Annotated in this window: 21 protein-coding genes and 1 tRNA gene; 10 read left to right on the plus strand and 12 right to left on the minus strand. The window is 42.3% G+C overall.

What is annotated here, in order from left to right; translation table 11 throughout:
* Window positions 1-14: 14 nt before the first annotated feature.
* A complete protein-coding gene (locus tag DP114_RS30980) occupies window positions 15-560 on the minus strand; it encodes a ferric reductase-like transmembrane domain-containing protein (RefSeq protein WP_169265761.1) in 546 nt (181 codons plus the stop codon).
* 1,455 nt (window positions 561-2,015) lie between these two features.
* Between DP114_RS30980 and DP114_RS30985 the strand changes: the two genes are divergently transcribed.
* The gene (locus tag DP114_RS30985) at window positions 2,016-2,528 is read left to right on the plus strand and encodes a L,D-transpeptidase (RefSeq protein WP_171978358.1); all 513 of its coding nucleotides are present in this window, start codon (window positions 2,016-2,018) and stop codon (window positions 2,526-2,528) included.
* Window positions 2,529-2,748: 220 nt separating this feature from the next.
* Here the strand turns inward: DP114_RS30985 and DP114_RS30990 are convergent, their stop codons facing one another.
* Together DP114_RS30990 and DP114_RS30995 are read right to left on the minus strand one after the other, a co-directional pair.
* Entirely contained in the window at window positions 2,749-4,347 is a 1,599-nt protein-coding gene (locus DP114_RS30990; protein ID WP_171977953.1) for an Hsp70 family protein, read from the minus strand.
* A gap of 453 nt (window positions 4,348-4,800) precedes the next feature.
* Window positions 4,801-5,061, minus strand: a complete 261-nt coding sequence (locus DP114_RS30995) for a hypothetical protein (RefSeq protein WP_171977954.1) — start codon at window positions 5,059-5,061, stop codon at window positions 4,801-4,803.
* A 94-nt stretch (window positions 5,062-5,155) separates the two neighbouring features.
* Here DP114_RS30995 and DP114_RS31000 point away from each other — a divergent pair, with 94 nt between their 5' ends.
* A complete protein-coding gene (locus tag DP114_RS31000) occupies window positions 5,156-5,398 on the plus strand; it encodes a hypothetical protein (RefSeq protein WP_169268461.1) in 243 nt (80 codons plus the stop codon).
* 265 nt (window positions 5,399-5,663) lie between these two features.
* On the opposite strand, the gene uvsE is transcribed toward DP114_RS31000, so the two are convergent.
* Window positions 5,664-6,632, minus strand: a complete 969-nt coding sequence (gene uvsE / locus DP114_RS31005) for a UV DNA damage repair endonuclease UvsE (RefSeq protein ID WP_171977955.1) — start codon at window positions 6,630-6,632, stop codon at window positions 5,664-5,666.
* Window positions 6,633-7,019: 387 nt separating this feature from the next.
* Between uvsE and DP114_RS31010 the strand changes: the two genes are divergently transcribed.
* The 3 genes from DP114_RS31010 (at window position 7,020) to DP114_RS31020 (ending at window position 10,289) form a co-directional block, all read left to right on the plus strand.
* A complete protein-coding gene (locus DP114_RS31010; protein ID WP_171977956.1) occupies window positions 7,020-7,238 on the plus strand; it encodes a hypothetical protein in 219 nt (72 codons plus the stop codon).
* 912 nt (window positions 7,239-8,150) lie between these two features.
* A complete protein-coding gene (locus DP114_RS31015) occupies window positions 8,151-9,887 on the plus strand; it encodes a S8 family serine peptidase (protein WP_171977957.1) in 1,737 nt (578 codons plus the stop codon).
* Window positions 9,888-10,010: 123 nt separating this feature from the next.
* A complete protein-coding gene (locus DP114_RS31020) occupies window positions 10,011-10,289 on the plus strand; it encodes a hypothetical protein (RefSeq protein ID WP_171977958.1) in 279 nt (92 codons plus the stop codon).
* 145 nt (window positions 10,290-10,434) lie between these two features.
* Here the strand turns inward: DP114_RS31020 and DP114_RS31025 are convergent, their stop codons facing one another.
* A complete protein-coding gene (locus tag DP114_RS31025; RefSeq protein WP_169268456.1) occupies window positions 10,435-10,974 on the minus strand; it encodes a flavodoxin in 540 nt (179 codons plus the stop codon).
* 741 nt (window positions 10,975-11,715) lie between these two features.
* On the opposite strand from DP114_RS31025, the gene DP114_RS31030 reads away from it, so the two are divergent.
* The 3 genes from DP114_RS31030 (at window position 11,716) to DP114_RS31040 (ending at window position 14,918) form a co-directional block, all read left to right on the plus strand.
* Complete coding sequence (locus DP114_RS31030) at window positions 11,716-13,005, plus strand: glucose-1-phosphate adenylyltransferase (protein WP_171977959.1); 1,290 nt, start codon at window positions 11,716-11,718, stop codon at window positions 13,003-13,005.
* 281 nt (window positions 13,006-13,286) lie between these two features.
* Window positions 13,287-13,799, plus strand: coding sequence for an AAA family ATPase (locus DP114_RS31035; RefSeq protein ID WP_169268637.1), 513 nt, complete (start codon window positions 13,287-13,289; stop codon window positions 13,797-13,799).
* 120 nt (window positions 13,800-13,919) lie between these two features.
* Window positions 13,920-14,918 carry a DnaJ C-terminal domain-containing protein gene (locus DP114_RS31040; protein ID WP_169268636.1) on the plus strand — a complete coding sequence of 333 codons (999 nt, stop codon included), beginning with the start codon at window positions 13,920-13,922 and terminating at the stop codon, window positions 14,916-14,918.
* Between the two features lie 97 nt (window positions 14,919-15,015).
* Here the strand turns inward: DP114_RS31040 and DP114_RS31045 are convergent, their stop codons facing one another.
* Both DP114_RS31045 and DP114_RS31050 read right to left on the minus strand, forming a co-directional pair.
* A complete protein-coding gene (locus tag DP114_RS31045) occupies window positions 15,016-15,552 on the minus strand; it encodes a peroxiredoxin family protein (RefSeq protein WP_171977960.1) in 537 nt (178 codons plus the stop codon).
* A 220-nt stretch (window positions 15,553-15,772) separates the two neighbouring features.
* The gene (locus DP114_RS31050; protein ID WP_169268634.1) at window positions 15,773-16,384 is read right to left on the minus strand and encodes a peroxiredoxin; all 612 of its coding nucleotides are present in this window, start codon (window positions 16,382-16,384) and stop codon (window positions 15,773-15,775) included.
* A gap of 250 nt (window positions 16,385-16,634) precedes the next feature.
* Between DP114_RS31050 and DP114_RS31055 the strand changes: the two genes are divergently transcribed.
* Window positions 16,635-18,791: an amylo-alpha-1,6-glucosidase gene (locus DP114_RS31055; protein ID WP_171977961.1), complete on the plus strand. Its 2,157-nt coding sequence runs from the start codon at window positions 16,635-16,637 to the stop codon at window positions 18,789-18,791.
* Between the two features lie 49 nt (window positions 18,792-18,840).
* Here the strand turns inward: DP114_RS31055 and DP114_RS31060 are convergent, their stop codons facing one another.
* Complete coding sequence (locus tag DP114_RS31060; protein ID WP_169268632.1) at window positions 18,841-20,421, minus strand: transposase; 1,581 nt, start codon at window positions 20,419-20,421, stop codon at window positions 18,841-18,843.
* A 60-nt stretch (window positions 20,422-20,481) separates the two neighbouring features.
* On the opposite strand from DP114_RS31060, the gene DP114_RS31065 reads away from it, so the two are divergent.
* Window positions 20,482-20,664, plus strand: a complete 183-nt coding sequence (locus tag DP114_RS31065) for a hypothetical protein (RefSeq protein ID WP_169268631.1) — start codon at window positions 20,482-20,484, stop codon at window positions 20,662-20,664.
* A gap of 122 nt (window positions 20,665-20,786) precedes the next feature.
* On the opposite strand, the gene DP114_RS31070 is transcribed toward DP114_RS31065, so the two are convergent.
* From DP114_RS31070 to gshA, 4 genes are all read right to left on the minus strand, one after another.
* Window positions 20,787-20,860, minus strand: a tRNA-Met gene (locus DP114_RS31070).
* 602 nt (window positions 20,861-21,462) lie between these two features.
* Window positions 21,463-23,733: a peptidoglycan DD-metalloendopeptidase family protein gene (locus DP114_RS31075; RefSeq protein ID WP_171977962.1), complete on the minus strand. Its 2,271-nt coding sequence runs from the start codon at window positions 23,731-23,733 to the stop codon at window positions 21,463-21,465.
* An 872-nt stretch (window positions 23,734-24,605) separates the two neighbouring features.
* Complete coding sequence (locus DP114_RS31080; RefSeq protein WP_169268698.1) at window positions 24,606-25,061, minus strand: tRNA (cytidine(34)-2'-O)-methyltransferase; 456 nt, start codon at window positions 25,059-25,061, stop codon at window positions 24,606-24,608.
* A gap of 354 nt (window positions 25,062-25,415) precedes the next feature.
* Entirely contained in the window at window positions 25,416-26,552 is a 1,137-nt protein-coding gene (gshA, locus tag DP114_RS31085; protein ID WP_169268697.1) for a glutamate--cysteine ligase, read from the minus strand.
* Window positions 26,553-26,858 lie beyond the last annotated feature (306 nt).

A 26,858-nucleotide genomic window follows, 5' to 3' on the forward strand; every position in this document is an offset into this window, starting at 1 on the left:
CATCAACATTTTTATCAGAGTTCTTTTTTGCTTATCTTTTCTTTTTTTTGTTGCTTTTTCCCTTTTTCAATTCTAAATCTCATAAAAAAGAAAACTGTGATTCCGCTCAGACCCACAATTGCAAAGGGCGTTAAATACGTCCAATGACCTGACATTTTGTCCAAAACATGCCAGATTAAAAGAAACATAGCCAAATAAGTGAGTTGATGCAATTTCTTCCAATTTTTCTTCAGCCTCTTTACACTCCAATCATTAGAAGTGATAGCCAGAAGTGTAAAAATTATGAAAGTTCCTATTCCTTGGATATAAATCCAAGATGTCTCTAAGTCTAAGAAATCAATTTTTCTTTGTTTGACTAATAGAAACCCATGACAAAAAGCAAAAAAGAACGCCAAAATTCCTATAAGACGGCGTTTCTTGAGTAGCAATTGAGGAATACCAGTCTCTTTTGTTTGAGGGAAAACAATTCTTAGAATCGTCGGAAGTAATGTGACAATATAACTGAATAATGCCAAGAATCCCAGAATGTGAGGCTGTGTTGGTATATCTAATTTAAACATAATAAATATCTAATTTCTGGATTGATTTCCAATACATAATCGAACCCCGTCGCCTGCTTTGTTTGAGGTGCGGCGATTTTTGAGGTCGTGGTTACTGGAATGCTGAAAGTTTTGTTTTACAAGGCGTTGAGCTGCAATGGTGTGAGGCTTGTTTGATTAAATTCTTTACATGAGAATTTATGCTTACCTTTTGCACGATTTGATAAATTTCACCAAACCTGAATCAGCCTAGCAGCAGTCAATTTTTGTCCTCCATAGTAGTACAACGACTGAGGTGAACACCCCTGAAAGCAAGTACAACCAAATAGGCTGACTTTGCTCCATATATAGGTGAAAAACTGGTTTACTTATGCAGTACTTGAAGAAGTAAAAGTTAAAGAAAGATTTAAAATACTTATTATTTTTTATACTAAAGTTAAATGTCATCTATCGGGACTTAAACAAAATCGATAGACGTTGGCACTTTGAAAACATTCATAATCTCCATACATGACGAAGACTACAGCAGCATTCAGTCCACCTTGAATATGATCCTGGGTTGAAAACGGAACGAATAAAGAACAATTATTACGGTCGTAAGTCATCTTTCGGTTTGTATTGAGCAAACTTAAGTCTCACAACCCAACTGCGCTAAGTTGCTATGGATTCTATGGATTCAATATAGACAATTGACCCTTTGTTGTAGTCCACTCTGGGTTGACATTTTTGTACAATCGAGTGATGGATGAACCTGTCCATCTCGCAGTGGAAGGTTGTCTCCAACTTTAGTTGGAGTCTGAAGTCAGCCAATTTTGGATTTGGGATTTTGGATAATGGAATTGACTCCACCCTAAAGGTGAGAAGCTTGAAAATGAGCGGATTTTGAATTGAGGAATTAATTCCGTCCTAGAAGGACGGGGCTTGTACCGACCAACCCCCAATCTAAAATCTAAAATTTAAAATCTAAAATCGTCCCGGCCAATCTATAGGGGAAAAAGTAAAGGTTCATTCCCCTTCCAGGGCGAACCCATCTTAATTGTTAATAATATTGGGAAATTAAATCAAACTATCTAGAATAGAGCAAATTGTCCTGTTTGAATAATGAAGATAAATCAAAGAAGAAATTCAGATATTAAATACTTATAGTGAATACCTATTCTCAAAGAAATTGGGTAGAAGTCTTTTATTACGTATTTACAGCTTATGCCTTGATAGCTTTTTTTACTGCCTCACCGACTTTTCAAACATCCTCTTAGTGTTCTGTACCTATACTTTTATCCTTATTTAGCAAGTTTGGTAGCACCAGCGCAACGAGATTTGCCGTTGGGCGATGGTGCACAGCGTTCTCCCCTCTGCACCATCGCCCAACAGGTAGAAAATCAAATTTGTAGTTGGTTTACGATGAAATCAGATGGAGAATTTAGAAGGAAGCTAAAGACTTTCCCTAAATTATATTGTCATTTGAGTATATATGCTATGAAAAGCCTGAATTATCCTGGCTGGGCGCGTTCCTTGAAAGTATTTCTTGTTGGTGCTGCACTGACGTTGAGTGTTGTTAGTCAACCTTCAGGTGAAGTTTGGGCGCAATCAAAAAGCCAGACGGTTAAACAACAAATACTAGCGCTACGACAATCCGAACAGCGTTGGATTCAAATTAAGCTTTCAAACCAACGCTTAACAGCTTGGGAAGGTGACAAACCTGTTTATACATTTATTATTTCTACAGGTAAGAAATCTACCCCGACTCCTACTGGTGTTTTTAAAATTCAATCCAAGCAGAAGTCTGCTCGAATGCAGGGTGAGGACTATGATATTCCCAACGTTCCCTATACTATGTATTACAGCGGAAGTTATGGAATTCATGGTGCTTACTGGCATAAAAAATTTGGCACACCAGTAAGTCATGGTTGTATAAATATAGCTCCCAAAAACGCTAAATTGCTGTTTAACTGGGCATCGACAGGAACGCCAGTGGTAGTGCAAAGGTAGGGAATGTTTTGTAGTAAGCGTTGATACCCTCCGGGTTCGCCAGATGCCTACGGAGGGAGACCCTCCTGCAGCACTGGTCTCACCTCACCCCGCCCTCACGGGCACCCCTCTCCTTATTAAGGAGAGGGGATAGAGGTAATTGAGCCAGAACTTGGTATCAAAAGCTTACTACAAGCCATGTTTATTCAGTTTCCCTGTTAAGCGTTCCCTGTTTCCTGTTTTAACTCAACTGCGCCACAACTTGATTTTCCAACAGCGTTTCACTTGTCAACAAGTCCTCAACTGTGATTCGCAAAAAGCGTTGTTCATCAACTTGAAAGCCGACTTTGATGCGATCGCTCCCCGGAAATCCTGGTGGTGTCAGTTGAGCAATTGATCTTGCCCCATCTTTATCGTTGAGGGGTTTGACGTTTGTTTGACAGCTGGCTGGAGTGCGAGTAATCAGGCGATCGCCATCAAAATAAACTTCCGTACCGCCCGTATCCGCACTCAACTCACCCATAATTAATTCTACGCTAGGCTGACTCTCCATAGAAGCGCCCAAAACTAATTCTACTGGCTGACTCATCGGGTAAGGCTGACCAGCACTAACGATAGGATGCCAACTATGGCATTTGTTGCGGCGATCCCAATAACGGATACCATAGCTATGGTAGAGAAAATCTTTCACTTCCACGCCTTGAGCAACTTGTAAAGCGCCTTGAGCGATCGCTTCAAAAGGACGCTCACAACGAATTTTTTCTGGTTCAAAATACTGCTTAACCCATGTTTGTACTGCGCTCAGTTGTACAGTTCCACCGACAAGTAAAACAGCGTTAATATCTGAAACTTCTATCCCTTGGCGTCGTGCTTGCTGCAACAGAGAAGTCATCGACTCATCAAGTCGTTCAAAAAATGCGTGTTCTGCGAGGATAGTTTCTAGAGTGTCGCGGTTGAGATCTAACTCATAACTCTCAAACGTTTCGTCGTTGAAATAAACTTCGCTTGCTTGGGTTTGGCTTGAAAGTTGAATCTTCACTCTTTCCGCCAGTCGTGTTGTCAGAGGACTCACCACCAACCCTTGAGTTTTGGCAAAGTAATCAACCAGCCAATTATCGATGTCAGTACCACCCAAATTTTGCCCAGCTTTCGCCAAAACGCGAGCGGTTTTTACCTTTTGCTTTGAGTCTTCGGCTAAGGACTTGTTACCCCACTTAAGAAGAAATCCTACGGGCTTTTGAGTTCTTTGCACGGTTTGATCTAGCCGCACCAAAGATAAATCCAACGTTCCGCCGCCAAAGTCAATTACCAAGAGAATTTCTTGGTCTACCATACCATAACCCAAAGCTGCTGCTGTCGGTTCATCCAGCATCCGCACCTGTTCGACGTTTAGGGTTTGGCAAACTTGTCCCAGCCAGTGGCGATAAGCCTCAAAGCTATCTACAGGTACTGTTAACACCAGAGAATCTATTCCCCCTTGCAGTGGTGCCAATTGCTCAATGATTTGAGAGAGGAACAATTGCCCCACCCGCTCAAAGGTAATCATTTGTCCATCCAACTCTGGTAAGAAACCTTGGATGTCTGCACCAATACCGCGTTTAAAGCTGCGGAAAAATCGCGGGTCATTTTTTAAATCAAGACCGCGATCGCGCACTTGTTGACCCAATAACACTTGCCCCTTTGAGGCATTTTCAACATAAACCAAGCTAGGAATCAGTGGGGGATTGAGACCTTGTTGAATGGATAAACCAGGTATGTTGAGAGTTTCTGGTTGTTGGGTGACAGGGTTCCAGCGAGCGATGACTGTGTTGCTTGTACCAAAATCTATTGCTATTGCCATAACTTTTTAATATCTCACGCAAATATGCAACGCATGAGATTATTTTCTCATTAGACCTCTCCAAAAATGGCTATGAAACCTTTACCGCGCTTGCACTAAAAATCATTTTTGGAGAGGTCTATTAGCTATTGTATGTTCACGAGCGCAGTTCTCCTCGACAGCAGTTTTACCAGCACTATGCTCAAAGAAATAATTTTTATAGGAATCCGGTTTGGTTTATGTTCGCGCTTCGTGGCGTATCTCCGTAGGAGACGCACGCAAGAGCAGCGGTAGCCGTGACCGTACCCGCTAGCCATACTTACTAGTTGAGCTAGGGAACGCTTAACAGAAAACATAAACTGTACTGACTTTTTTTTCAAAAAGTATATATTATTATCAAGAAAAACTCAATTTAGTCATGTGCCAAAAGAAAGATTGTTTTTTTTCAATATTTCTGTAAATATAATTACAAAGCTAGATGTAACATCGCTCCTCTAGACAAATATCATTCAAACGATGCGGAAAAAGCGCCAACAGCCCGAAGTTGAACAACAGACAGCTGTAGTGATGAAAAGTTTTTCGCTGCTTATGAGCAGATAAAGTTTTTACCTGAGCAGGCAGAGTTTTTGTGTGAGTTGGTAGAGAGCCAAAACCTACATTTGCAGTACAAACAGCAGCAACCCCAAGAGGTAGAGCAAGAATTAAAGGCGACAAACCAAAATTTGTGTATTGCAAGAACACTCAACACTCTTTGAGGGTAAAGAACTAGCAACAGACAATTTATAAAATTGAAAAATCTGCTAGCGAGTCAGTAGTAGAGCGACTTACTATGATCAATGATGAAGAAGTTCAATCAGAAGAATTGCACAAGATGGACAAGATAATTTTTCAAAAAAATACTTTCAATAAGGAAATTGCTAATGAAATTATAGCTCATTCCAAGAAACTTAGAACTGATTCACAAGAGCTTAAGGCTCGGTATATAAAGCTTGGTTGTCAGTTTGTTACCTTCAAAGCTCACTACGCTCAATTTAATAAAAATTGGACTCAGCTTAGAAAAACAACAAAATAAAAAATTAAGTTTTGGGAATGATCTCAAAGTAAAGTAGTTGAAATATTGTTTATAATTCACGCTTATTATCAAAGAGTTATTTGAGTTATGAATGAAAGAGCAAAAAAATTAGAGAAGTCCTCCCAGGAACGTATACAAATAACAAATGAACATCTCCAGGGTTCTCAGGAGCATATGAAGCAAACAAGGGAAATCTTGGAAGAATCAAAAAAGTGGCTAAACAAGATCAAGCCGCACTTAGACACCCAAGATTAGGGAAGGGAACTTAACGCAGCCACCAAGAACGTAAATGGGCGATCGCCTCTTCCTTGCTTTTTGCTTCGACTTCTATCCAAGGCGCTTCTCGGTAAACATTGGGCATAGCGTTAATAAAATCACTATGCTTCCTATCACCGAAAGCTTGTTGACCGTTGGAAATATGGACTAACTGCCAGTCTGGGTTAGCCCAAGTTTCTCTTGCAGCATAAAACATTTGGGCAACACTTGGATCGTCGTAACTGTCTAAACTTTCATGGCAAATATGGTGATGAGCATCAAATACCAATGGTATGCCAGTTCGTTGACAAACTTCTAAAATTTCACTGGAACTGTAGGCGTATTCGTCATTTTCAAAAGTCAAGCGGCTTTTGATGTTTTCTGGTAATTCAGAAATAACATCCACCAGTTGATCCGAACGTTGAGATTTGCCACCATGAATGTTCATTAATGACCAAGAAGAACGCGGTAAACCTAGTAAATCTAGTGTGCGAGCGTGTCGCTCTAAGATTTTAAGACTTAATGCCACCACTTGCGGTGAATCAGAACTGAGCACAACGTATTGATCCGGGTGTAATACCATTCGGATGCCTAATTTTGCTGCCCTTTGCCCGATTTTGGCGAAATCTGCGCTCATATTCTCTAAAACAGTTGCGCCCACTTCATCCTCCAAGTCACTCATCGGAAATAAAGCAGAGGACATTCGATAAAGCTGTATTGAATTGCGCACACAAAAAGTTAACGCCAAATCTAAGCGCTGTAAGTTCTCCCGATAAATGACTTTTAGGGCGGTTTCACGTTGGTTCTCTGGGAGTTCTAAGTAGCGCTTACGCGTTATTGTCCGGAAGCGCACCTCTTTGGACAATGTAATGCAAACCAATCCTAAGTGCGGTAAAGCAGTTTTTTGCAACTGCTGTGCATTAGGTGAATTGTTAATCACAACCCCTGATGGGGATTTAGACTCCCGCACTGCTGACATATCACATATTGCTATCACTTTCTTGATTTAACTCATTTCTGCCCAGGAATGATCAGTATCCAAAGGCAGAAGTCACCCGCTTGGTGGTGGGTACTTCACGTTATTTATCCAAAAAATAAATCAATCTTTACATTTTAGGATTGAAAACCTATTGACAAAAAGTACATCTAGATTGTGTTATCCTCACAACAAGAGGATATGTACCTTTTGGCAGTTATGTCAAGTACCTTAAAAATTGTTAAATTTATGAAATAAATATAAAGTTCAACAGCCAGAGTCAGAAAAACTTTCAGCTGGGGGAAAAATAACACCTGAAATCTACTAGTGGCTGGTATCCGCCGCTGGTGCATCCTCTAACCATCAGATTCTTCACCAAGGTCGAAAATCATGAAAAATCGGCACTCATCAGACTCTAAGCAATTTGTCGGAAATATAAAAAATGGAATTTGGGTGTTTGGTATCTCGTCGTGGCTATTTGGAATCACTGATCGCAGTATTGCTTCGTTTTCCGATGGTTATCTGTCTGCTATGGATCTAACGCAACTATTTACAGCTGGAATCTTCCTTGTGGCTTGGTTGTTTCTCAAGCCTACATCTAGGGTATAGTTCCATTTTCCATGTTTGATTTTGAATGGAATGCACTCAAGAGCCGCGATAAAACTAAAAAAGTAAAGCTTGAATGTCTGATCTCGATCAAATCCATTTTCTACCAATTGCGCTCCTATACGCCCAAAGCCTTATTTGTGAGTACCTTTGAGTTTTTTGATGTCACCATAATTAATGACAATCGAAAAACTTTTGCGCGACTGGTTCTAACTTTTGCCAAATAACATCACTTAAGTTATTTGATTTGGATTTTGTCGAGGTGAGAGGAGGTCTGGAAAGTATAGTTTTGTACTAAATTTTAACTGCTACTCCCCTAAATCCCGGATGCCGGTCATCCCAATTTTGTAAACATAGTGCGAGCTTTTAGGCTCGCACTGCATTTGAACTCAAATTTAATTTAAGTATTTTTTGCTACAACACAGTTCTCATAGGATTCTTTGTAAGAACAGTAACTTTTGTAGAGACGTTGCCCTACCAAGAGCGCGCTTACTCACATGCAACGTCTCCACATGTGTGATACCAATTGATATGAAATATCCAAAAAATTTTTAAGTTCTTCCGTAAAGATTCACACTGCAATTGTATTTACTTAAAGTCACTGAAAAATTTGTCAATCATGAATAATGAATCAATCAATAAATAGATTCTGTAGCTCTGCAAAGAAAAATCTTGATTTTAGGAAAATTGGTAATTTCTGTAAATATAATTTCCCAAAAAATCATTATTTTAGCCGTTTTCCTTTGGATATAACACCTTATTGCTCAGAAAAATATGTATTTTACCCCTTGAGAACTGCCATAAATTTTATTCAACAATCAGGGAAATCTAAAATTATTCACAATTCATAATTGTTCAGATTGTCCTGCTAAAATGTTGCAGATATTCAACTTCAATATATTCAAGAGACGTCAAATGAGACATGAAAAATTATCTCCCGGACTGCTATTAGCATTTGAAGACTATCAACGGGAAGGACAGCAAGCTTTAACTCCTCAGTTCAAAATGCTGAGTATAGTTCCCCCTAAAAACAATCTCAAGCCAATCCGTAGCATCGTTTTTATCTACTGTGATGAAAATGCAGACTTGAGTCACTTGTCACAACGCGGTATTGAAGTCAACCAAAATAGAGGACACGTGCGCACGGCGTTCTTACCCGTACAAAGTTTAGACGCCTTATCTGATGACCCTGCTATTGAGCGCATTAAGCCATCGCGCAAACTGAAACTGCACATGGACGTTGCCAAAAGCACAGTACACATACCGGAGTTTAGGAAAAAACATAATAACCTTACTGGCAAGGGAGTGATTATCGGTATTATCGACAGCGGTATTGATCCAAAGCACCCCGCCTTTAAAGGACGTATTTTACGTATCTGGGACCAAACACTGTCTGGTTCCGGAGTGATAGAAGGTAAATATGGGGCAGAATTAACTGGCTCACAACTCACAATTTCCCAAGATACAAACGGTCACGGAACTCACGTTGCTGGAATTGCTGCTGGTATGGATGCGACCTATGGTGGTGTCGCACCAGAGGCAGAATTGCTCATCGTCAGAAGCGACTTGGATGAAGGTCACATTGCCGATGCTGTCCGCTACATCTTCCGCGTCGCCCGAGAATTGGGACGTCCAGCCGTTGTTAATATGAGTTTGGGGGGACACTTTGACCCTCATGACGGAACCGACTCGCTGTCAAAAGTTATTGACTCTGTAACTGGTCCTGGACGTATAGTTTGCTGTGCTGCTGGTAACGAGGGCAACGATAACATTCACGCTCAAGCAATTGTTGCTCCTGGTAAAACTCATACCATGCGCTTCAACGTACCATTGAATCAAGCCAGCATAGCAACGTTAAACAGTTGGTACTCTAGTGCAGGTCAATTAGAAGTGTCCTTGCGTAGTCCCAACGGTTTCGTCACCCCCTTCCAACCAGTCATTGCTGATGGCAATTATATCAAGGAATACACCTTACAAGATTCGCAAGTGCAAGTTGCAACACCAAAACGTGATCCAGGCAATGGCGACTATAACGTTTTAGTACAAATTCGTGGTAAAGGAAAGGGCAATTATACTCCACCCGTCCAGGGTGGAATTTGGCAGTTACGGTTCAAAAACACTTCAGCCAAAGATGTACGGTTGGATGTGTGGACATTAGATGGATCCACCTTATTTACCGGTCAAAGTATATCTGACTCAGTGAAAATTGGTTCTCCTGGATGTGCCAGCAGTGCAATTACAGTTGCTGCCTATACAAGCAAAGAGAAGTACACTGACATAGACAAGACAACGCAAGAAATGGGCTTTTCTTTGAATACAATCTCTGATTTCAGTAGTGAAGGACCTTTGCGGAATGATGCTAAAAAACCGGATGTCGCAGCACCAGGAGCGATGATTATTTCTACTCTTTCCTCCAATGCCAATTCTGATCGCTCAATGATCATTGATTCTAAGTTCATGGCGTTAGCTGGTACGAGTATGGCAGCACCCTTCATCACTGGCTTAGTCGCACTTCTGTTGCAGCGTAACCCCAAGCTTGACCCCGGTGCTATTAAACTGCTGCTACGTAAAAATAGTTCCATACCAAAAAAACCAGCCGGAACCTTTGATAGCAAATGGGGTTATGGACTGATTGATGCACAAAATCTGTAGTTGGAGGTACAGATAAATGCATTAAGTCTGTATAAGGATAGGTAATGATAACCTAATAATTTGATAGGTTGATAATAGGGCAAGCTTTTTTGCTTGCCCCTGTTGACTTACTGGAAGGTTTTTATGAATTATCAAAAGCTAGATAGCGCCCTTGCAGTAGCGCTCAATGACGTTAATAACTCACAAGAGCATGGTTTAAAAGTTTTTATTCATACTGAAAATGAGGCTACATCTACGGATACAACGACTGTATTAGAAAACTTAGGTGTTGCAGATGTAACTCCTGAAAAGGATGTTTTCACAGCAACTCTATCACCAAATGCAATTTCTCAGTTGTCAGAGCAGCCTTGGGTTCAATATATTAAGCTGTCTCAAAATTTGCGCTTGTTTAATCGTATGTGAAAAACAACAAGTGGATGCTGCTTCGCAACTGCCCGAAGCAGCATCGCTTTTGGGGAAGCGTACTTAAAGAGAAAGCTGCGACTCTAGGTTATGAGTAACGCGCGCTCGCACCATACGCTGTCAAGACTTTTCACTTTTGAGTCATTTAAGCAGTTTCCAACGATGCGCTAGGAAAATGTGGTTTCAATACCTCAAGCCAGCTTGCAATACGCTCATCGGTTTTATCGCTCTCATTCACTTCGTCAATAGGTAGTCCGACAAATTTATCGTCACGTACAGCAAAGGAATATTCGTAAGTATAACCGTCTAGAGGGAACTCACCAACTAAAGTTGCACCTAATTCTTTGAAGTGGTTATATAAAGTACCCAAGGCGCTAACAAACTGTTCTCCGTGAGTTACACAATCTCCCGCACCGAATAAAGCAATCGTTTTGCCTGTAAAATCCGGTTTTTCGATTGACATCTCGAATATAGGATCGCGCCAATCATTTTGGACTTCCCCTGAACCCCAGGTAGAACAACCAAAGAGCAAATAATCGTACTCAAGCATTTGATCGACGCTTTCAAAATCTTCTTCCATGCTGTAAAGATCACAAAGATCCTCACCAAAATGCTCGTGTAGTTTCGTGGCGATTGATTCAGTGATACCGGAAGTACTGCCATAGAAAATAGCCATTTTTGCCATAACAAAAGCTCCTCTGGGTTTGAATGTGTTAGCAGCGTGCCGCAGGCAGCGAATTTTTTATCCTGTGATCGTTTAGGATGTTTATTTGCAGAGATTCCCAAGATTTGACAGGTTAGAATTTGGCACAAATTCCCTATAAGTAGCATTTGAGGTGAAAATTTATAGGCAAGCATTGTTCCCACAACAGATGACTGCATCCCTGTTAGTGAGACAATACGCTATAAAGTATGCTACTTAATGAATAGAAATTGGAATGAGCGCTAATTAAATAATATTTAGATTAACAACTAAAAAAAGTTTAAATATTACAAGTGATATTTTCGAGAATTAATGATTGGCTACAGAATTGAATTGATTTTTTGAAGTTTCCCAGGAATCTCAACAAGTATGTAGATAGGTAAAGAAATAAACAAAACTACCATTACAAATCTAAAAACGCCTAAAACCCTTACTAATGAACGGCAGTTGACGCACTTGTGCTACCCAACCCTACCCTATGGGAAGCCGCGTGAACACTACAAAAGTCTGGGGTTGCCCATTCGCCTACATTCTCCGAACCTACATAGTAGATTTTGAAATTTAGTATTTCTACAAAAAAGTCAAGTGACTAACATAACAAATTATTGGTCATATGAAAATTCGTCATAAGTAATACCATAATCTAGCCTCCCCCCCTTTATCAGTGGTCTCAGCTAGCCCTAAACTGTAGGTGAGAGTTGAAAGGCAGTCAGGAGAAATCTTGTGAAAAAAGTTTTGGCAATAATCCTTGGAGGGGGTGCAGGTACCCGCCTTTATCCACTCACTAAGTTACGGGCTAAACCAGCCGTACCAGTGGCTGGAAAATATCGTTTGATCGATATTCCAGTCAGTAACTGTATAAACTCAGAAATATATAAAATCTATGTTCTGACGCAATTCAACTCAGCTTCGCTGAACCGTCACATCGCTCGTACTTACAGCTTTGCTGGCTTTACGGAGGGTTTTGTAGAAGTTCTAGCTGCACAGCAAACCCCAGATAGCCTCAACTGGTTCCAAGGTACAGCTGATGCGGTTCGCAAGTACTTGTGGTTGATAGAAGAGTGGGATGTAGATGAATATCTTATTCTTTCCGGTGACCACTTGTACCGCATGGACTACCGTGAGTTCGTACAGCGTCACAGGGAAACTGAAGCCGATATTACTCTTTCGGTGCTACCAATTGATGAGCGTCGCGCCTCTGACTTTGGCTTAGTGAAAATTGATGAGTCTGGTAGGATAATCAATTTCAGCGAAAAACCTAAAGGTGATGCGCTAAAGGAGATGCGAGTTGATACAACTGTACTGGGATTGACTCCAGAACAGGCTCAAGAACAGCCCCACATTGCCTCAATGGGGATTTATGTCTTTAAAAAAGAAGTTTTGATTAAGCTGTTGAATGAAGCTTCAGAACGGACAGATTTTGGAAAAGAAATTATTCCCGATGCTGCAAACAATTACAACGTTCAAGCCTACTTATACGATGGATACTGGGAAGATATCGGAACAATTGAGGCATTTTATGATGCAAATTTAGCACTGACTAAACAACCTCAGCCGTCGTTTAGCTTTTACGATGAAGAAGCGCCAATTTATACTCGATCTCGTTACCTACCTCCCAGTAAAATTTTAGATTGCCAAATCACAGAATCAATGATTAGTGAAGGTTGCATTCTCAAAAATTGCCGGGTTGAACATTCGGTGTTGGGAGTGCGATCACGCATTGAAGCTGGTTGTATTATCCAAGATTCCCTAATCATGGGAGCAGATTACTATCAACCATTTGCTGAACGCCAGTCAGACTCTCAAAGTGGGGAAATTCCTTTAGGGATTGGTGCGAACACCACAATTCGTCGTGCCATAATTGATAAAAATGCTCGCATCGGTTCTGATGTGCAAATTATCAATAAAGATAATGTCCAAGAAGCTCAGCGCGAAAATCAAGGTTTCCATATCAAAAGTGGTATCGTTGTCGTGCTAAAAAATGCCGTCATTCCAGATGGAACCATTATTTAGTCATTAGTGAGACCAGTGCTGCGGGAGGGTTTCCCGACAGCCAGGCTACTGCGTAAGCGCAAGCGCACGCTAAGAGCGTTCGCGCAGCGTCTCCTACGGAGATACGCGTAAGCGTGTCCCTTTGGGACTTACAAAGTAGCGTCTGGGCAGGAGATACCCGAAGGGCGTTCGCCGTAAGGCGTGCGCTCTGCGCACACCCGAAGGGTCATTAGTTAGTAGTTAGTAGAATAACCAACAACTAACTACTAAGCTAATGACAAAGGAAAAAAGACAATGAACAGATGACTCAGTTAATTGTATTAATTGGTCTTCCTGGTAGCGGTAAGTCCACTTTGGCAACGCAATTGCTAGCAGAATGCCCGAGGACGCAACTCATTTCTACCGATGCTATCCGAGGGCAATTGTTTGGTAATGAAGCTTTTCAAGGACCTTGGCTACTGATTTGGCGCGAAATTCAGCGGCAATTTCAACAAGCGCTAATCGCAGGTGGTACAATAATCTACGATGCGACTAATGCCCAGCGACGTCATCGCCGTGAAGTTATTGACATAGCCCGTGAACTAGGCTTTACCCATATAACTGGGGTGTGGGTGAGAACCCCAGTATGGCAGTGTTTAGCACGCAACAAAAAACGGGAACGTAAAGTGCCAGAAGATGTCATATTTCGTATGTATCGTCAGCTTCGGGATGCCCCTCCAAGTCTACAGGAAGGGTTTAATAATTTAATTTGCTATTCTCAGGAACCCCAAGAGTACGGGAATTGCACTCCTGTAGTGAGCAAGAACCCCACTTAAATCAATTTAATATTTGTTAATTTATGATCAGAGTCTATGCACCAGAATTATATCTGGGTTACTCTGTCAAGTTTAATTTTAGATAAAATTTTAACGGAAATTTCTAAGGGAGGCGAGTTTATGGCTGCAACTGATTTTAAGGATTATTACGCGACTTTGGGCGTTAGTAAAACTGCCAGTCCAGAAGAAATCAAACAAGCCTTTCGCAAATTAGCCCGGAAATATCACCCTGACGTCAACCCAGGTAACAAACAAGCTGAGGCAAAGTTCAAAGAAGTTAACGAAGCATACGAAGTTTTGTCAGACACAGACAAACGCAAAAAGTATGACCAATTCGGTCAATACTGGAAACAAGCAGCTGATGGCTTCCCATCTGGTGCTGGTGCTGGTGTTGATATGGGCGGTTTTGATTTCAGCCAATATGGTAGCTTTGATGAATTTATTAACGAATTACTAGGGCGCTTTGGCGGTGGTAGTCCACGCGGAGGACGGCAAACATATTACCGCACCAGCACTGGTGCACCTAGTGGTTTTGGTGGCTTTAATGATTTTAATTATCAAGATGTAGGTACTACTGGCGCTACCCAAGACAGTGAAGCTGCGATCGCCCTAACTTTTTCCGAAGCATTTCATGGTGTACAAAAGCAGCTAAATCTAGGCAACGAAGTTATTGATGTCCGCATACCCGCAGGTGCGAAACCTGGCAATCGTTTGCGCGTACGCGGTAAAGGACCAGTTAGTCCTTTCAACCAACAACGTGGTGATTTATATCTAAAAGTAGAACTTCAACCCCACTCTTTCTTCCAGTTTGATGGCGATAACTTGGTGTGCGAAATACCAATCACACCAGATGAAGCCGTTCTAGGAGCCTCAGTTGAGGTTCCCACACCTGATGGTTCGGTGAATGTGAAGCTTCCTGTTGGAGTGCGTTCTGGTCAATCTTTGCGCTTACGTGGAAAAGGCTGGCCCCAACCTCGTGCTGGACGTAGCGATCAGTTAGTGAAAATTGCGATTGTTCCACCAAAAGACATTAGTCAGCAGGAACGCGAATACTACGAAAAAATTCGCTCTATTCGTACTTTTAATCCCCGCGAACATTTGCCGCAAATTAGGCTGTAAGGTTAGCCCACACCTTATCTATTGATTCGGTGCGGGCTTGGTGTTTTAACAGGTTTTAGTTTTTCACTTGAAATTTGTTTCTTTGGCATTGCTCTGCCTAATTGTATTGCTCTAACAATTTCTCCACGCTAGCGTTATGGTCAAGAAAGGAAAATAAATGTTTGTAGCGAAGTTTGCCTTCTTTATCTAACACAAATTGTGCTGATAAAGGTGCTCCCAATGCTTGTCCAAGTTTATAGTTACGGAATACACGACAACTTGGATCACTCAATAGCGGCATTTTTAAACTCAAATCTTTCACAACAATTTGACTTTGCCGTTCATCAGTACTGGTAATCATTAAAACTTCTATACCCCGATTTTTAAATTGCTCGTAGTTTTCATTTAAGGATTTGATATGAGGAAAGCAAAAAGGGCAATAATTTTTTTCTGTAAAGATACGAGTGAAGGCAAGTAAGACTGGTTGCTCGCCTCTATAATCAGATAACTTAACTAAAGTGCCATTAGTGATATCTGGCAGTTGAAAATCTGGTGCAAGATATCCCCATTCCAACGTATTAGATGCTGGCTTTGGTAAAAAGTTACGGAAGAATCGTTCATTAAATAAGTTGCTAGAAGCCGCAGAAGTAACCATCTTTCTATTCCTAATGTTATGAAAGTTTTAAATAAAAAAGCCATAGATGTACACGGAATATAACCAAAAAATTAGTAACTATTAAGTCGTAATTTATTATATTGATAGATTACGAATTATTCATTACGAACTTGATTTGTCTGTGTTTATCTGTGGCTAAGTTTGAGTGAGTTTGTAATAGCACATTCAAGTGCTACTACTACTCTATTACTTTTGAAACCTAAACAGCAGCGAAGTAAACTTTGGACTTCACTGGATCGGGAACCATTGTCTTGTCGCCTGGTTGCCAGCCAGCAGGGCAAACTTCGTCCGGATGGGACTGAACGTATTGAATGGCTTGCAAAGTCCGCAGGGTCTCATCAACGTTGCGACCAAAAGCTAAGTTGTTGATGGTAGCGTGCTGTAAGACACCTTCTTTGTCAATAATGAACAAACCGCGCAAGGCAACACCAGCTGCTGGATCAAGCACGTTGTAAGCTGCGCTAATCTCTTTTTTGATGTCGGAAACTAAGGGGTAATTAAGGTCACCGACGCCACCAGACTTGCGATCTGTTTGAATCCATGCTAAGTGAGAAAATTCACTGTCAACGGAAACACCAAGGATTTCGGTGTTAAGATTTTTAAATTCTTCGTGGCGATCGCTAAAGGCTGTGATTTCTGTGGGACAAACAAAGGTAAAGTCTAAAGGATAGAAAAACAGTACGACATACTTGCCGCGATAGTCGGAAAGTTTTATGGTTTTAAATTCCTGATCTACCACAGCCGTTGCTGTAAAATCGGGAGCCTGTTGACCTACACGGAGGCATCCTTCTGATGGATAAGTGAGAGGCATTAACCATTATCTCCTTCAATTTATTATCTATTTAGTATTGTTGGAGTTCGGGTCAGGTAATCTCACCCGTTCTCGTCATCTCCTAACGGGAGAGCCTCATGGCGCTCCGCCACGCCTTAGGCAAGAGCGCCACTCGTCAACGCAGACAGACTCTCCTGAACCAATAGTCTCACCGCCTGCAGGGCTAGACTTACGGCTTCATTACATTCTGTTACAACTATATCATACTCATAACGATTTTGAGTAAACAATGGTGGATTTAGATACAAGAGAATGGTTACTGACTAATGGCTTAGGAAGTTTTGCCAGTGGTACAGTTTCTGATATCCGCACTCGCAGTTATCATGGCTGGTTGTTTGCCGCGACTAACCCGCCTTCTGGGCGTACTCTGTTGCTTTCGCACCTAGAAGCTAGCTTAGAACTATCAGATCGGGTTGTGGCATTGGGGACAAATTTCTGGGGCAGTTGTCAGATAGAGCCAAAGGGCTACGAACTGCTGCGCCTTTTTGATCTTAACCCAGTTCCAAAGTGGATATGGGGTGAAGACGACTGGCAGTTGACTAGACGTTTGGTGATGCCGTATGGATTGGTGAGGCAGCGCGGTCTTGGGGGTTTCCCCCATGAGCGACTGCCGAACCCCGAAGGGGTGGAAAAAGTAGGGCAAAGCACAGAAGCAAGCCCTGACTCGCTCACTCCCACATCTCCCCCATTTCATTTTTGCCATCGTATGTTGGTTCAATATCGCTATGAAGGTACACAAACGGCGATATTGAAGCTGCGACTGCTTATAGGCGATCGCGACTTCCACCATCAACAAAAGGTGATTCCAGAATTACAGTTCTCGCAATTGCTGGGACAACAGCAAGTCTGCCTGCAAGCAATAAGTTCTCACAATTTTGGAACACCTTGGCACTTGCGCTGGACGCAAGGAAACTATCAACCAGATCCATTTTGGTACTTGGATTATAAACTTCCCGAGGAAACTCTGCGGGGGTTGGGCGATCGCGAAGACCTCTATAGCCCTGGTTACTTAACAGTTACACTCAGTCCAGGGGATGCGGTGACAATGGATGCACGAGTGGGTTTTCCGAATGAACTGGAAACTCCCCTGACTTGTGAAACCTTTACCGAACTTGTCGAAGCAGAGCAACAGCGCCTGTCTCAAGTTTTTGGGTGGGAAAATTGGCAAAGTGAGGCAAAGGAAGATAATACTCTTATATCTTCCTCATCTTCCCCAACTCCATCCCACCTCTGGCGGCGACTACTACAAGCTGCCGATCAGTTTATTGTTTATCGTGCTTCTATTGCTGGTCCGAGCGTGATTGCTGGATATCACTGGTTTAATGACTGGGGGCGCGATACCTTAATTGCCTTACCAGGGTTGACTCTTACTCCACAGCGTTTTGAGTTGGCAAAAGGACTGTTGCAAACTTTTGGACGTTACTGTTCTCATGGTTTAATTCCTAATGCATTTCCTGACGCGGATGGTGAACCGTTTTATAACAGTATTGATGCAGCACTATGGTGGATTGAAACTTTAGGGCTTTACTTGGAAGCGACGCAAGACTGGCAGTTTTTGGTAGAGCAATATCCAGTGGTGCAGCAAATCTACAAAGCTTTCATTGGAGGGACACGCTATAATATCCAGGCCGATGTTACCGATGGGCTAGTTAGTTGGTATGCTCCTGCTGTAGCTCTGACCTGGATGGATGCGGTAGTGGACGGGCAGCCTGTGACTCCCCGTCGTGGTAAGCCAGTGGAAATTAATGCTCTATGGTATTCAGCGCTATGTTGGGCAAGTCGGTGGGCAGAAATTTTGAGTGAACACGAAGCTATGGTTGACCGTGGGCGTCTTGCTAAGCAGGCTTTGCGTTACACTGAGCTAGCACAACAAGTGAAAGCTTCTATGCAACAGTACTGGAATCCTCAACTGGGTTATTTGTACGATGTGATTGAGCCAGATGATCTAAGAAATTCTCAGATTCGCCCAAATGCCGTTTTAGCACTTTCGCTTTCACATTGTGCGTTCTCTCAACAGCAAGGGCAAAAAATCCTTGCTCTTGCTTGTTCTTGCTTACTCACTCCTTATGGTCTTCGCAGTCTGGCACCAACAGATCCAGAATACATTGGCAAATATAAGGGAAACCCAGAAAAACGCGATCGCGCTTATCACCAAGGTACGGTATGGAGTTGGTTGATTGGTCCTTTCATTCGTGGTTGGGAGCGTTTTTATCCGGGACTTCCATTGCCTTTTGATTGGCAACCCCTGCTAAAACACTTTCTATCTGATGCCTGTCTTGGATCTATTTCCGAAATTTTTGAGGGTGATCAGCCGCACACACCAAGAGGAGCAGTAGCTCAAGCTTGGTCTGTTGCTGAAGTCATTCGACATTTGAAGAACTATTGAGTAAGGAGTAGGGAGCTTTGAACCCTCCCCGCGCTGAAGCGACGGGGATTCACGCCACATCCCCATCTAGCTTCTCGTCCTTATTGACTACCTGGCTAGTGGTTAGTGGCTCATTGGAAACCCGCTCTGACGGAGAGTCAATCTGCGTGCTTTCAGACTTGCTTACTTGCTCGCGGGTTATTCGTTGCTGATATGCCTCCAACAGGATTGGTTCCAAAAGGCACGTTTTGGGGGGAAGCTTCCCCCCAAAAGCTGCCGCCCCCAGATACTCGTCTTGAGCGTCTTGCAATATCAGCGCGTCTTGACTTACATATCTACTCAAAAATGCACTAAACAAATCACGATGATGATCAGAAATACCCGTTACATCCCGATGAACTCGTTGAGACAGAGCTTTTTTGATGCGCGTCCCGTCTAAATGAGTTTGACTTAGTGCGGTCTTTTGAGTAGAAAACTTGATAACTGTACCGCCAGCATTCTCAGCTTTACGGAGCAGTTCGGACTGTACAAAACCTGGTGACTTGGCAGAGATGGCTTTACCGTATCTTTTCTGCCAGCCGCGTACTGAAACGTTTTCAGTTTTGATATGCTTGCCGTGTCTCAATATTTCGTTAACAACACGACGGTTCTGAGTCTTGGCATAAGCTGCTTTGCGACGTTCTAATTCACGTTTCTTGTTGGCAGCTTTAAGGTAGTTGCTGGATTTGTTCCATTTCGCCTTAGCTTTCTTGACTCCCTTTTTGACTTTTCCTTTGTTTACAACGGTTTTACGCCCTCTTTTTGCTTCAAAGTTTGGTTCAAAAAAGTCGGAATTGTTAGCACGTTGGGAACGCTGCATCTTACGTTGCAACTCGGTTATTTCTTTTTGAAAAGTCGGGACAAGCTCGGCAAATGGCAATAAACCAGCATGGTCATCTCCTACATATGCAATATTGCTTATGTTGAGGTCAAGACCAATCAACCCATCAACAACATAGTTTTGAGACTTCTGGTATGGTTCACCTTCATTGACAAGTTGAGCATACCAACGCCGCTTTCCATTCAGAATACGCCATAACAGCCGGACATATTTAACAGTTGATTCCAGACCATGTCGAATAACTGGGTTGGATGGGTCAATGATTGGTTGCAGGACAAGCTTGCCCCATACCAAACAATCATCTTTCCATCTGATGCCAGTCTTATTGGACTTGCCTTCCATTGAACGAAATCGGCTTGGCACTTTGTACCGTACTTCTCTAGCACGCCCTACCAAAACACGCTCACTCGCTTTGAACGCGCGGGTTGCAAGTTTTTGCTGAGTGTTTGAATCAACTTTTTGGGCAATCCACTTTGCTGCATTACTTGTCTTCGTCGCAAATGAATGCAAGTCGTATTCAGAATACCGAAACTGTTCACAAACTTTTCTAAAAGTGTTGCTGCGCTCTTTCTTTTTTGCTCTAGATATCTTGTTCGCTACCTTGTATGACTCGGAGTTGCGCATTAACTCCAATCGCTTCATCGCTTCATTCAAGCAAGCATTATAAACTTGTCTACCCGCTTGAAAACGAGCCAATAATTCTGATTCTTGTTTACTATTTACCTTTAACGGCACTTCTGTAATGAACGATTTAGTTGAACTCCGAGCCACTTGACATCACCCCCTAGTTGTTTGCTATGCTATACCTTACTATATGCGCAGGTTCTGTTTATGTCAACAGGAAAAGGATTAAAAAGAATGAAGAATATTCCAGTTCTTTATGAAGAAAAAAAGAAACCACGCAACATCATGTTGACCGATACTGCGTGGTCTAACGCTGTTATAAAAGCAAAAGAGTTAGAGATAAGTGTAAGCGAGTATGTTGAAAAGTTTTTGAGGGCTGACGGGGAATAAATTCCCCGCGTCGTGTTTCCTCCCCGCTCTAAAAGAGACGGGGCTTCCACTCTTCCCGACCAAAATCTTTGTGAGTTCGTTTAATTCACTACTCTCTATTCATTACTTAACATTTGCAAAAATGGCTCAGGTGTGACTCGAACACACGACCAAGGGCTTATGAGTCCCCTACTCTAACCAACTGAGCTACTGAGCCATACACATTATTCGATTATTTAATTTAGCATACAAAAACTTTGAAGTCAACACTCAATAATTCACAGCTAAACATGAGCTGACCAACAAAGGGGTGTAGGGGTATAGGGGTGTAATACCATTTCACGAAATCCCTGATACAAATGATTGGTTTCTAATTCTTTCCCCCTGCTCCCTGCTCCCTGCTCCCTGCTCCCTGCTCCCTGCTCCCTGCTCCCCATTTGTATCAACTTTAAAGTGAAACGGTATAAGGGTGTAGGGGAGGACAGTGCCGGGGGTAGTCTGCGAGGTCTTGGGGAGCCACTGCGAAGGGAAACGCTCTGCCGACTTGTCGCATGTGGCGTGGTTTCCAACGCCAGAACAAGCGTGTTCAAAGTAGCGTCTGGGTCAGGAGAGGGAAACCAGGACTATGGCACAAAGTGCCACGCGCAAGGGACAGTACTGGCTTCCCATGAGCGACTGCCGAAAGGGTCTCCCGACAGTCGCGCACCTGTCCGTTGAGCCACTGCCCACCTATGTGCCACTTTGTATCATAAACAGCGAAAAAGGGAGCTTAGCTCCCTCTATATCATAAGCAATCATCAAGTTACAGATTGCTAACGACTACAGACGTGCTTGTTGTCGTGGAAGGAAAGCTATTGGGTTGACTGCGTCCTTGCCAGTTGGATGGATTTCAAAGTGGCTATGAGGACCAGTACTGAAGCCAGTGCTGCCCATTAAAGCAATTGTTTGGCCTTGGTGTACCTGTTGACCAGCCTGAACCAAAATCTTGCTATTGTGACCATAGCGAGTCATGCTGCCATCAAGATGGACGATATCCACAACATTGCCATAGCCACCACTGTTCCAACCTGCCTTTTGTACAACACCGTCAGCTGATGCGTAGATCGGCGTACCAACTGAGTTAGCAATATCAATTCCCTTGTGCATTCTTCCCCAGCGCCAGCCATAGCCAGAGGTTAGAGTTCCCTTTGCAGGCCACATATAAGCTGTAGTAGAGGTGGATGGGCCGGGTGTATTCTCGTCAATTGCTCTTGGCAGGTATCTATCCACTGCTGCTAAAGGTGGTAACTGTGGATAAACTGTTTTTCCCTGCATAGAGCCAAGGGCTCGAGAAGCATCAACGCCTGTGGAAGGTCTTACTATTGCTTGATTTGGTAATAGTGCTGGGTTACCTGGTCTGCTACCATAGTTCGGAGCCATTGGTCTGGGAACGGGTATCGCAATTCCAGCTTTGTTCTGTTCACTTACAGGTATTTGCACTGCTGAGTTATTTGGTCTGGGAACAGAAATTGGCACCGCACCATCATTTTGACTGGTACCAGGAACTGTAACTGGCGCGTCATTAGCTTCATTTGGATCTGACACAACTGTATTACCAGCTTCCTGAGAACGGTATTTTTCCCGTAATCTTTCGATTTCCAATTGCAAGCTGCGCAGACGTTGATTATTTTTTACCTGTTTTGTTTTTGTAGAAGTTGGTACTTGTGCCAATTGAGCTTCTGTAACAACTCTTGGCAATGGAGCGTCACCACCAACACCATAATATGTGATAGAGTCAGAAGACTGGCTATTTGTAATAGTATTTTCTGCTAAATTAGTTGTCGATTGAACGTATGACTGAAACTGGCTATTCCCAACTACTGATGTTGGAACAGTAACACTGCTGTTGTTGGCAATGAGTGCTTTTGCACTTGTTTGGCTAATGTTGCTAGTACCACTGGCTCCAACACCACTCAGTTTTGTTGCGACAGATGGCTGAGCAGTAGTGGGGTTTTGCGCCACTGGAATGGACAGTTTTTGGCTGATTTTCAGCTGATGAGGATTGTTAAGATTATTAGCTTTTATGAGTTCTAGGACTGAAATGCCATAATCGTTGGCGATATCTCCTATTGTATCTCCTGGCTTGACTTCATATACTGCAGTTGCTGTTTGTGTGACCGCTACTGGTGTAGCTACTGTTGAAGCTGGTATTGCTAACACCTGCACCTCTGATTGTTGGTTTAAATTTGACATGAGCCTTGCTCTGCTAACATCGCTAGTCGTATTCAACTGCGATGTACCAGTGATAGTACTTGTCTGGGACATTTTCCCTGCCACTGTCATTGGCTGTACTAAGCTAGTCGATGCTTGTTGTGATAAATCTTTAGTTTGTTCAGAGTGCCATTGAGTCAAACTTTTTCTGAGGCGATCTGATTCTTCCTGTAATTGGTTTCGGGCAAATTCTTGCTGGGCTTTTAGTTGAGCATTTACTTCTAGTTCTTCTGTGTTTCTAGCTTCTACTGTTTCTGGTTGAGCAGATTGGGAAGACACAGTTTGCAAATTAATAATACCATCAGCATTAGAGAGTGTTTGTGCTCCCAGCTTTCTGGACTGTTGGAAGTTGTTTTTTTCCCAAGCAGTGGTTTGTTGTGCTTGTGCTGTTGTCAGTGAATTTGCAACTCCGACTGATGCTGAGCTTTGCACTGAGGTCTTGCTTGTTCCAACTTGCCATTTTGCTTTTTGTTCAGTTAGCTGTGAAATTGCTGTTGGTTCAACTACTGTAGGACTTTCTGGCAAGCTCACTGATGAGATGGCTTGTGAGTCTAGTTTATTAGTGGAAGCAAATTTCGCCTCCAAATTATTATAAACAGGAATTGTTGAGGCTGTATATTGGTTACCTAACGCTTCTGCCGCTGCAGCTTGGTCGCTTTGTCGAGTCACCAAAAAGCTGGTTGCTCCCATTGATATTGCCAAGCCAATCATTACAGCTGTTGTTGGCACTTGACATTGGTTAACCTTTGGATTTACTGCGTCTATTGGTTCCACCGGAACATCATCTGCTGGGGTATTTTCCAACTCAGTCCTCGCTTTCTTCTTTAATGCTCGTTTCAAAGACGACCTCCTATGATCACTTGCGCTTAACCAACCTCAATTCTCTAGTCTGAGTACTAGTCAATGATTTTAATCACTACAAGCAATAGATCAATACCACATACATCAGAGATACTTACGCAAGATTAACCTGCTTCTCTGATTTAGACAAGTTCACATCGTTATTTTAAATCTTAAATTTTTGCCTTGACTTGTTCTGTTCACACCTGACACCTTTCATATTAAATAAATCATATGAGTTTTATTTTTGACAACTTACACTTTGGTTACTTTGACAGCAAGATTGACAACCACATATTCGGCATGTTCTTTGCTATCGAGCAATTTGTCTGCTGCTACCTCTCGTCATACACTATACCCTTCTGTAAATCTTTTTCAGACTTTTTTCAGGTCATCCGTATTTATGACACAAGGATCTACATTGATTATTACTCGATACTAACCGTATTTACTCGCACCAATTATCTATTCACTAAATAAAAAACATTAGGCAAACTACCTCAAACTCTTGATATGACTGGCTCATGATGTTTTCGTTCCTTATTCAAGAGAAAATTCAAATTTAAGAAAATCTATCATTTAACCTCGACTATTTATCCAAACTACTATAGAAATTTCTTATACTTTTTCTTCAGTCTCAAGTCATTTTTACTCCAGCAGTGTTGAATATAGAGTACTGAGTCATGAATAATAATTCAAACATAGTTTGGTTCTATCTGTATTTGCAGTTAGTCACTTCGTACTGCTTACTATTAAGATATCAGAGATATTATTAAATCGCTGTATAAAAAATGTCTCAAAAATCAGTATATGATCACAGAAAAACTGTTAAGATTTTGCCTATGCTGGCGTCTTTAAAAGAACTCGAATGACTATAACCCCAATTGACGACGAGCTTCAAAAAGACCCACTGCTACACTCACAGATAGATTTAAGCTGCGAACATTTGGTTCGTTCATAGGAATATAGAGAGTAACATCACAAGCTGATGTGAGATCAAGTGGTAAGCCAGTGGTTTCAGAACCAAAGAGCAACCAATCATTCGGTTGAAAGTGGAAATCCAGGTAGTTGCAACTACCTCTGACGCTAAAACCTAATAATCTTCCGCCACGTGCTTGATGCGCGGACTTAAAAGCTTCCAGAGATTCGTGATAGTGCAGTTTGACATAAGGCCAGTAATCTAAACCAGCTCTTTTGAGGTAGCGATCGCTAATCTCAAAGCCCAAAGGTCCTACTAAATGTAATTCAGTGCCTGTGGCAGCACAGGTGCGAGCAATATTACCTGTATTGGGAGGAATAAGCGGGTTAACTAAAACGACCTGGGGCATTTGCGCAAGAATTAATATATTGAAAATCTGATTTAAATGCAGTCTGTTTTTTTTTACATCTTCCTTAATGCTGAAAATACATAATTTTTTTTTATATTGTGATAGTGAGTCAATTGATTAGAAATTTAAAACAGACAAAAAATGTGCTTTATAAGAGGTAAGGGGATATACTGAGATTTATGACGATTTGTTAAGTTATGTGTAGGTGTATTCTACACTACCAATATCTGACATACATCAAGTTTTAACGCCAAATAAACATTTCCATAAAAAGGGTTCGGAATTTACTGAATGGACAAATCATGATCAAGATTTATTCACATTTAGATTCCCGAACCCGGAGGGTGAGGTGTGCTAAGCAACCGAAGATGAACACAATTTATCTTCTAGTTCAACTTCGCATTCTCTTGTTGCGTCAATAGCTTGAGTGAGAACGTGTCTTTCACTCAAGCCAAGTGCGTGCAGTTGTAACCATTGTTGAGCTTCGTTACCTTCACGCAAGATTTTTTGTAATGGTGAAAGGAAACAGGCAAAGCCATGCTGCTTAGCGATCGCCCAAACATCTTGATATATTTCACTAATCCAATCTCTGGCTAAAATACTCCTACCATCTTGCCAATGCTGAAGTTGAGCCTCAAGACTGGAAGTCGCCGCTGCAGTTTCGTTGGCATAGGTTAGGGAAATAAGTTCGTCTGGGGTGAAGCTGCTTTGGGTTAATGGATCGATAGAGGGATTATTGATAACTTGTAATAAACGTGCCTCTACTAAAGCTGCTATCGCCAGTAAAGCAATTGGATCTGTGACTAAATCGCAAATTCGTAGTTCTAAACGATTCAAATCATAAGGGCGGCGATCGCCATTTGGTCGAACTGACGCCCAAAGATGACGAACATTTTGCATTGTTCCAGCGATCAGTTGATTTTCCACCCATTTAATGTGATGGGCGTGGCTTTCAAATAAAGGTACATGAGAAGGCGTTTGCGGAAAAACACCCCAGCGTGTGGAATGATAACCAGTTGCTTTGCCATTCAGAAACGGAGATGATGCACTCAAGGCAAGGAACAAGGGTGCTTCTACCCTTATAACCCGACACGCCCGCATTAAGACTTCTGGATCGCTAATGCCTACATTAATGTGAACGCTAGCGGTGACAACCTTGGTACCGTATGTTTGCTCAATGTAGTCATGATAGGGGTTTGTTGGATCTGAGCGAAAAAAGCGATCGCCTCCTCCTAAGGACAGAGTGCTTCCTGGAATCAGCGTGTAATCACCTAATTGCTTGATGAAGTTTCTAAGTTCAAGCCGAGGACGCAACAAGGCACATAAAAGCTGTTCGTAATTCTGTAACGGTGGAGTGATATATTCTACGTTTCGACTATCCGGCTCTCGGACAAATCCATCCAAAGATCCAACAATCTTGTCGGAGAGTCCGACTATATCACCACTGGGCGTCCCAGTGTACATCTCAATTTCAAAGCCTTTTAATAGCACTGGTCTGTTCTCCTCGGCTCTCCTTACTTCTAAATTGTATCGAAGGCAACGAATTTCTGTTTACAACCTTAGGGTGAATTAACAGTTGATCAAGAAAGGGGTGTAGGGGTGTGGGGGTGTAAGGGGAGCCAGTGCGTTGGGGAGCCAGTACTGCCAAGAGTTGTGCCTTGCGCGGGTTCCCCGCGTTGTGGCAACTAGCCCCGAAGGGGGCGCTACGCAAACGGAGAGGGTTTCCCGACTTGTAGACGCCGGAGGCGGCTTCCCGCTTTCTTAGCACAAGCGCGTTGTGAGGGGAAAAGAAAATTT

The sequence above is a fragment of the Brasilonema sennae CENA114 genome (genome assembly GCF_006968745.1).
GTDB classification, from domain to species: domain Bacteria; phylum Cyanobacteriota; class Cyanobacteriia; order Cyanobacteriales; family Nostocaceae; genus Brasilonema; species Brasilonema sennae.

Bases quoted from the DNA above. Each gene is read 5' to 3' on its own strand.
- DP114_RS31055 (WP_171977961.1), top strand. From the start codon at position 16,635: ATGGTGGATTTAGATACAAGAGAATGGTTACTGACTAATGGCTTAGGA.
- DP114_RS30990 (WP_171977953.1), bottom strand. From the start codon at position 4,347: ATGGCAATAGCAATAGATTTTGGTACAAGCAACACAGTCATCGCTCGC.
- uvsE (WP_171977955.1), bottom strand. From the start codon at position 6,632: ATGTCAGCAGTGCGGGAGTCTAAATCCCCATCAGGGGTTGTGATTAAC.
- DP114_RS31020 (WP_171977958.1), top strand. From the start codon at position 10,011: ATGAATTATCAAAAGCTAGATAGCGCCCTTGCAGTAGCGCTCAATGAC.
- DP114_RS31040 (WP_169268636.1), top strand. From the start codon at position 13,920: ATGGCTGCAACTGATTTTAAGGATTATTACGCGACTTTGGGCGTTAGT.
- DP114_RS31000 (WP_169268461.1), top strand. From the start codon at position 5,156: ATGATCAATGATGAAGAAGTTCAATCAGAAGAATTGCACAAGATGGAC.
- DP114_RS31065 (WP_169268631.1), top strand. From the start codon at position 20,482: ATGTCAACAGGAAAAGGATTAAAAAGAATGAAGAATATTCCAGTTCTT.
- DP114_RS31050 (WP_169268634.1), bottom strand. From the start codon at position 16,384: ATGCCTCTCACTTATCCATCAGAAGGATGCCTCCGTGTAGGTCAACAG.
- DP114_RS31025 (WP_169268456.1), bottom strand. From the start codon at position 10,974: ATGGCAAAAATGGCTATTTTCTATGGCAGTACTTCCGGTATCACTGAA.
- DP114_RS31035 (WP_169268637.1), top strand. From the start codon at position 13,287: ATGACTCAGTTAATTGTATTAATTGGTCTTCCTGGTAGCGGTAAGTCC.
- DP114_RS31045 (WP_171977960.1), bottom strand. From the start codon at position 15,552: ATGGTTACTTCTGCGGCTTCTAGCAACTTATTTAATGAACGATTCTTC.
- DP114_RS30985 (WP_171978358.1), top strand. From the start codon at position 2,016: ATGAAAAGCCTGAATTATCCTGGCTGGGCGCGTTCCTTGAAAGTATTT.
- DP114_RS31080 (WP_169268698.1), bottom strand. From the start codon at position 25,061: ATGCCCCAGGTCGTTTTAGTTAACCCGCTTATTCCTCCCAATACAGGT.
- DP114_RS30980 (WP_169265761.1), bottom strand. From the start codon at position 560: ATGTTTAAATTAGATATACCAACACAGCCTCACATTCTGGGATTCTTG.
- DP114_RS31015 (WP_171977957.1), top strand. From the start codon at position 8,151: ATGAGACATGAAAAATTATCTCCCGGACTGCTATTAGCATTTGAAGAC.
- DP114_RS31010 (WP_171977956.1), top strand. From the start codon at position 7,020: ATGAAAAATCGGCACTCATCAGACTCTAAGCAATTTGTCGGAAATATA.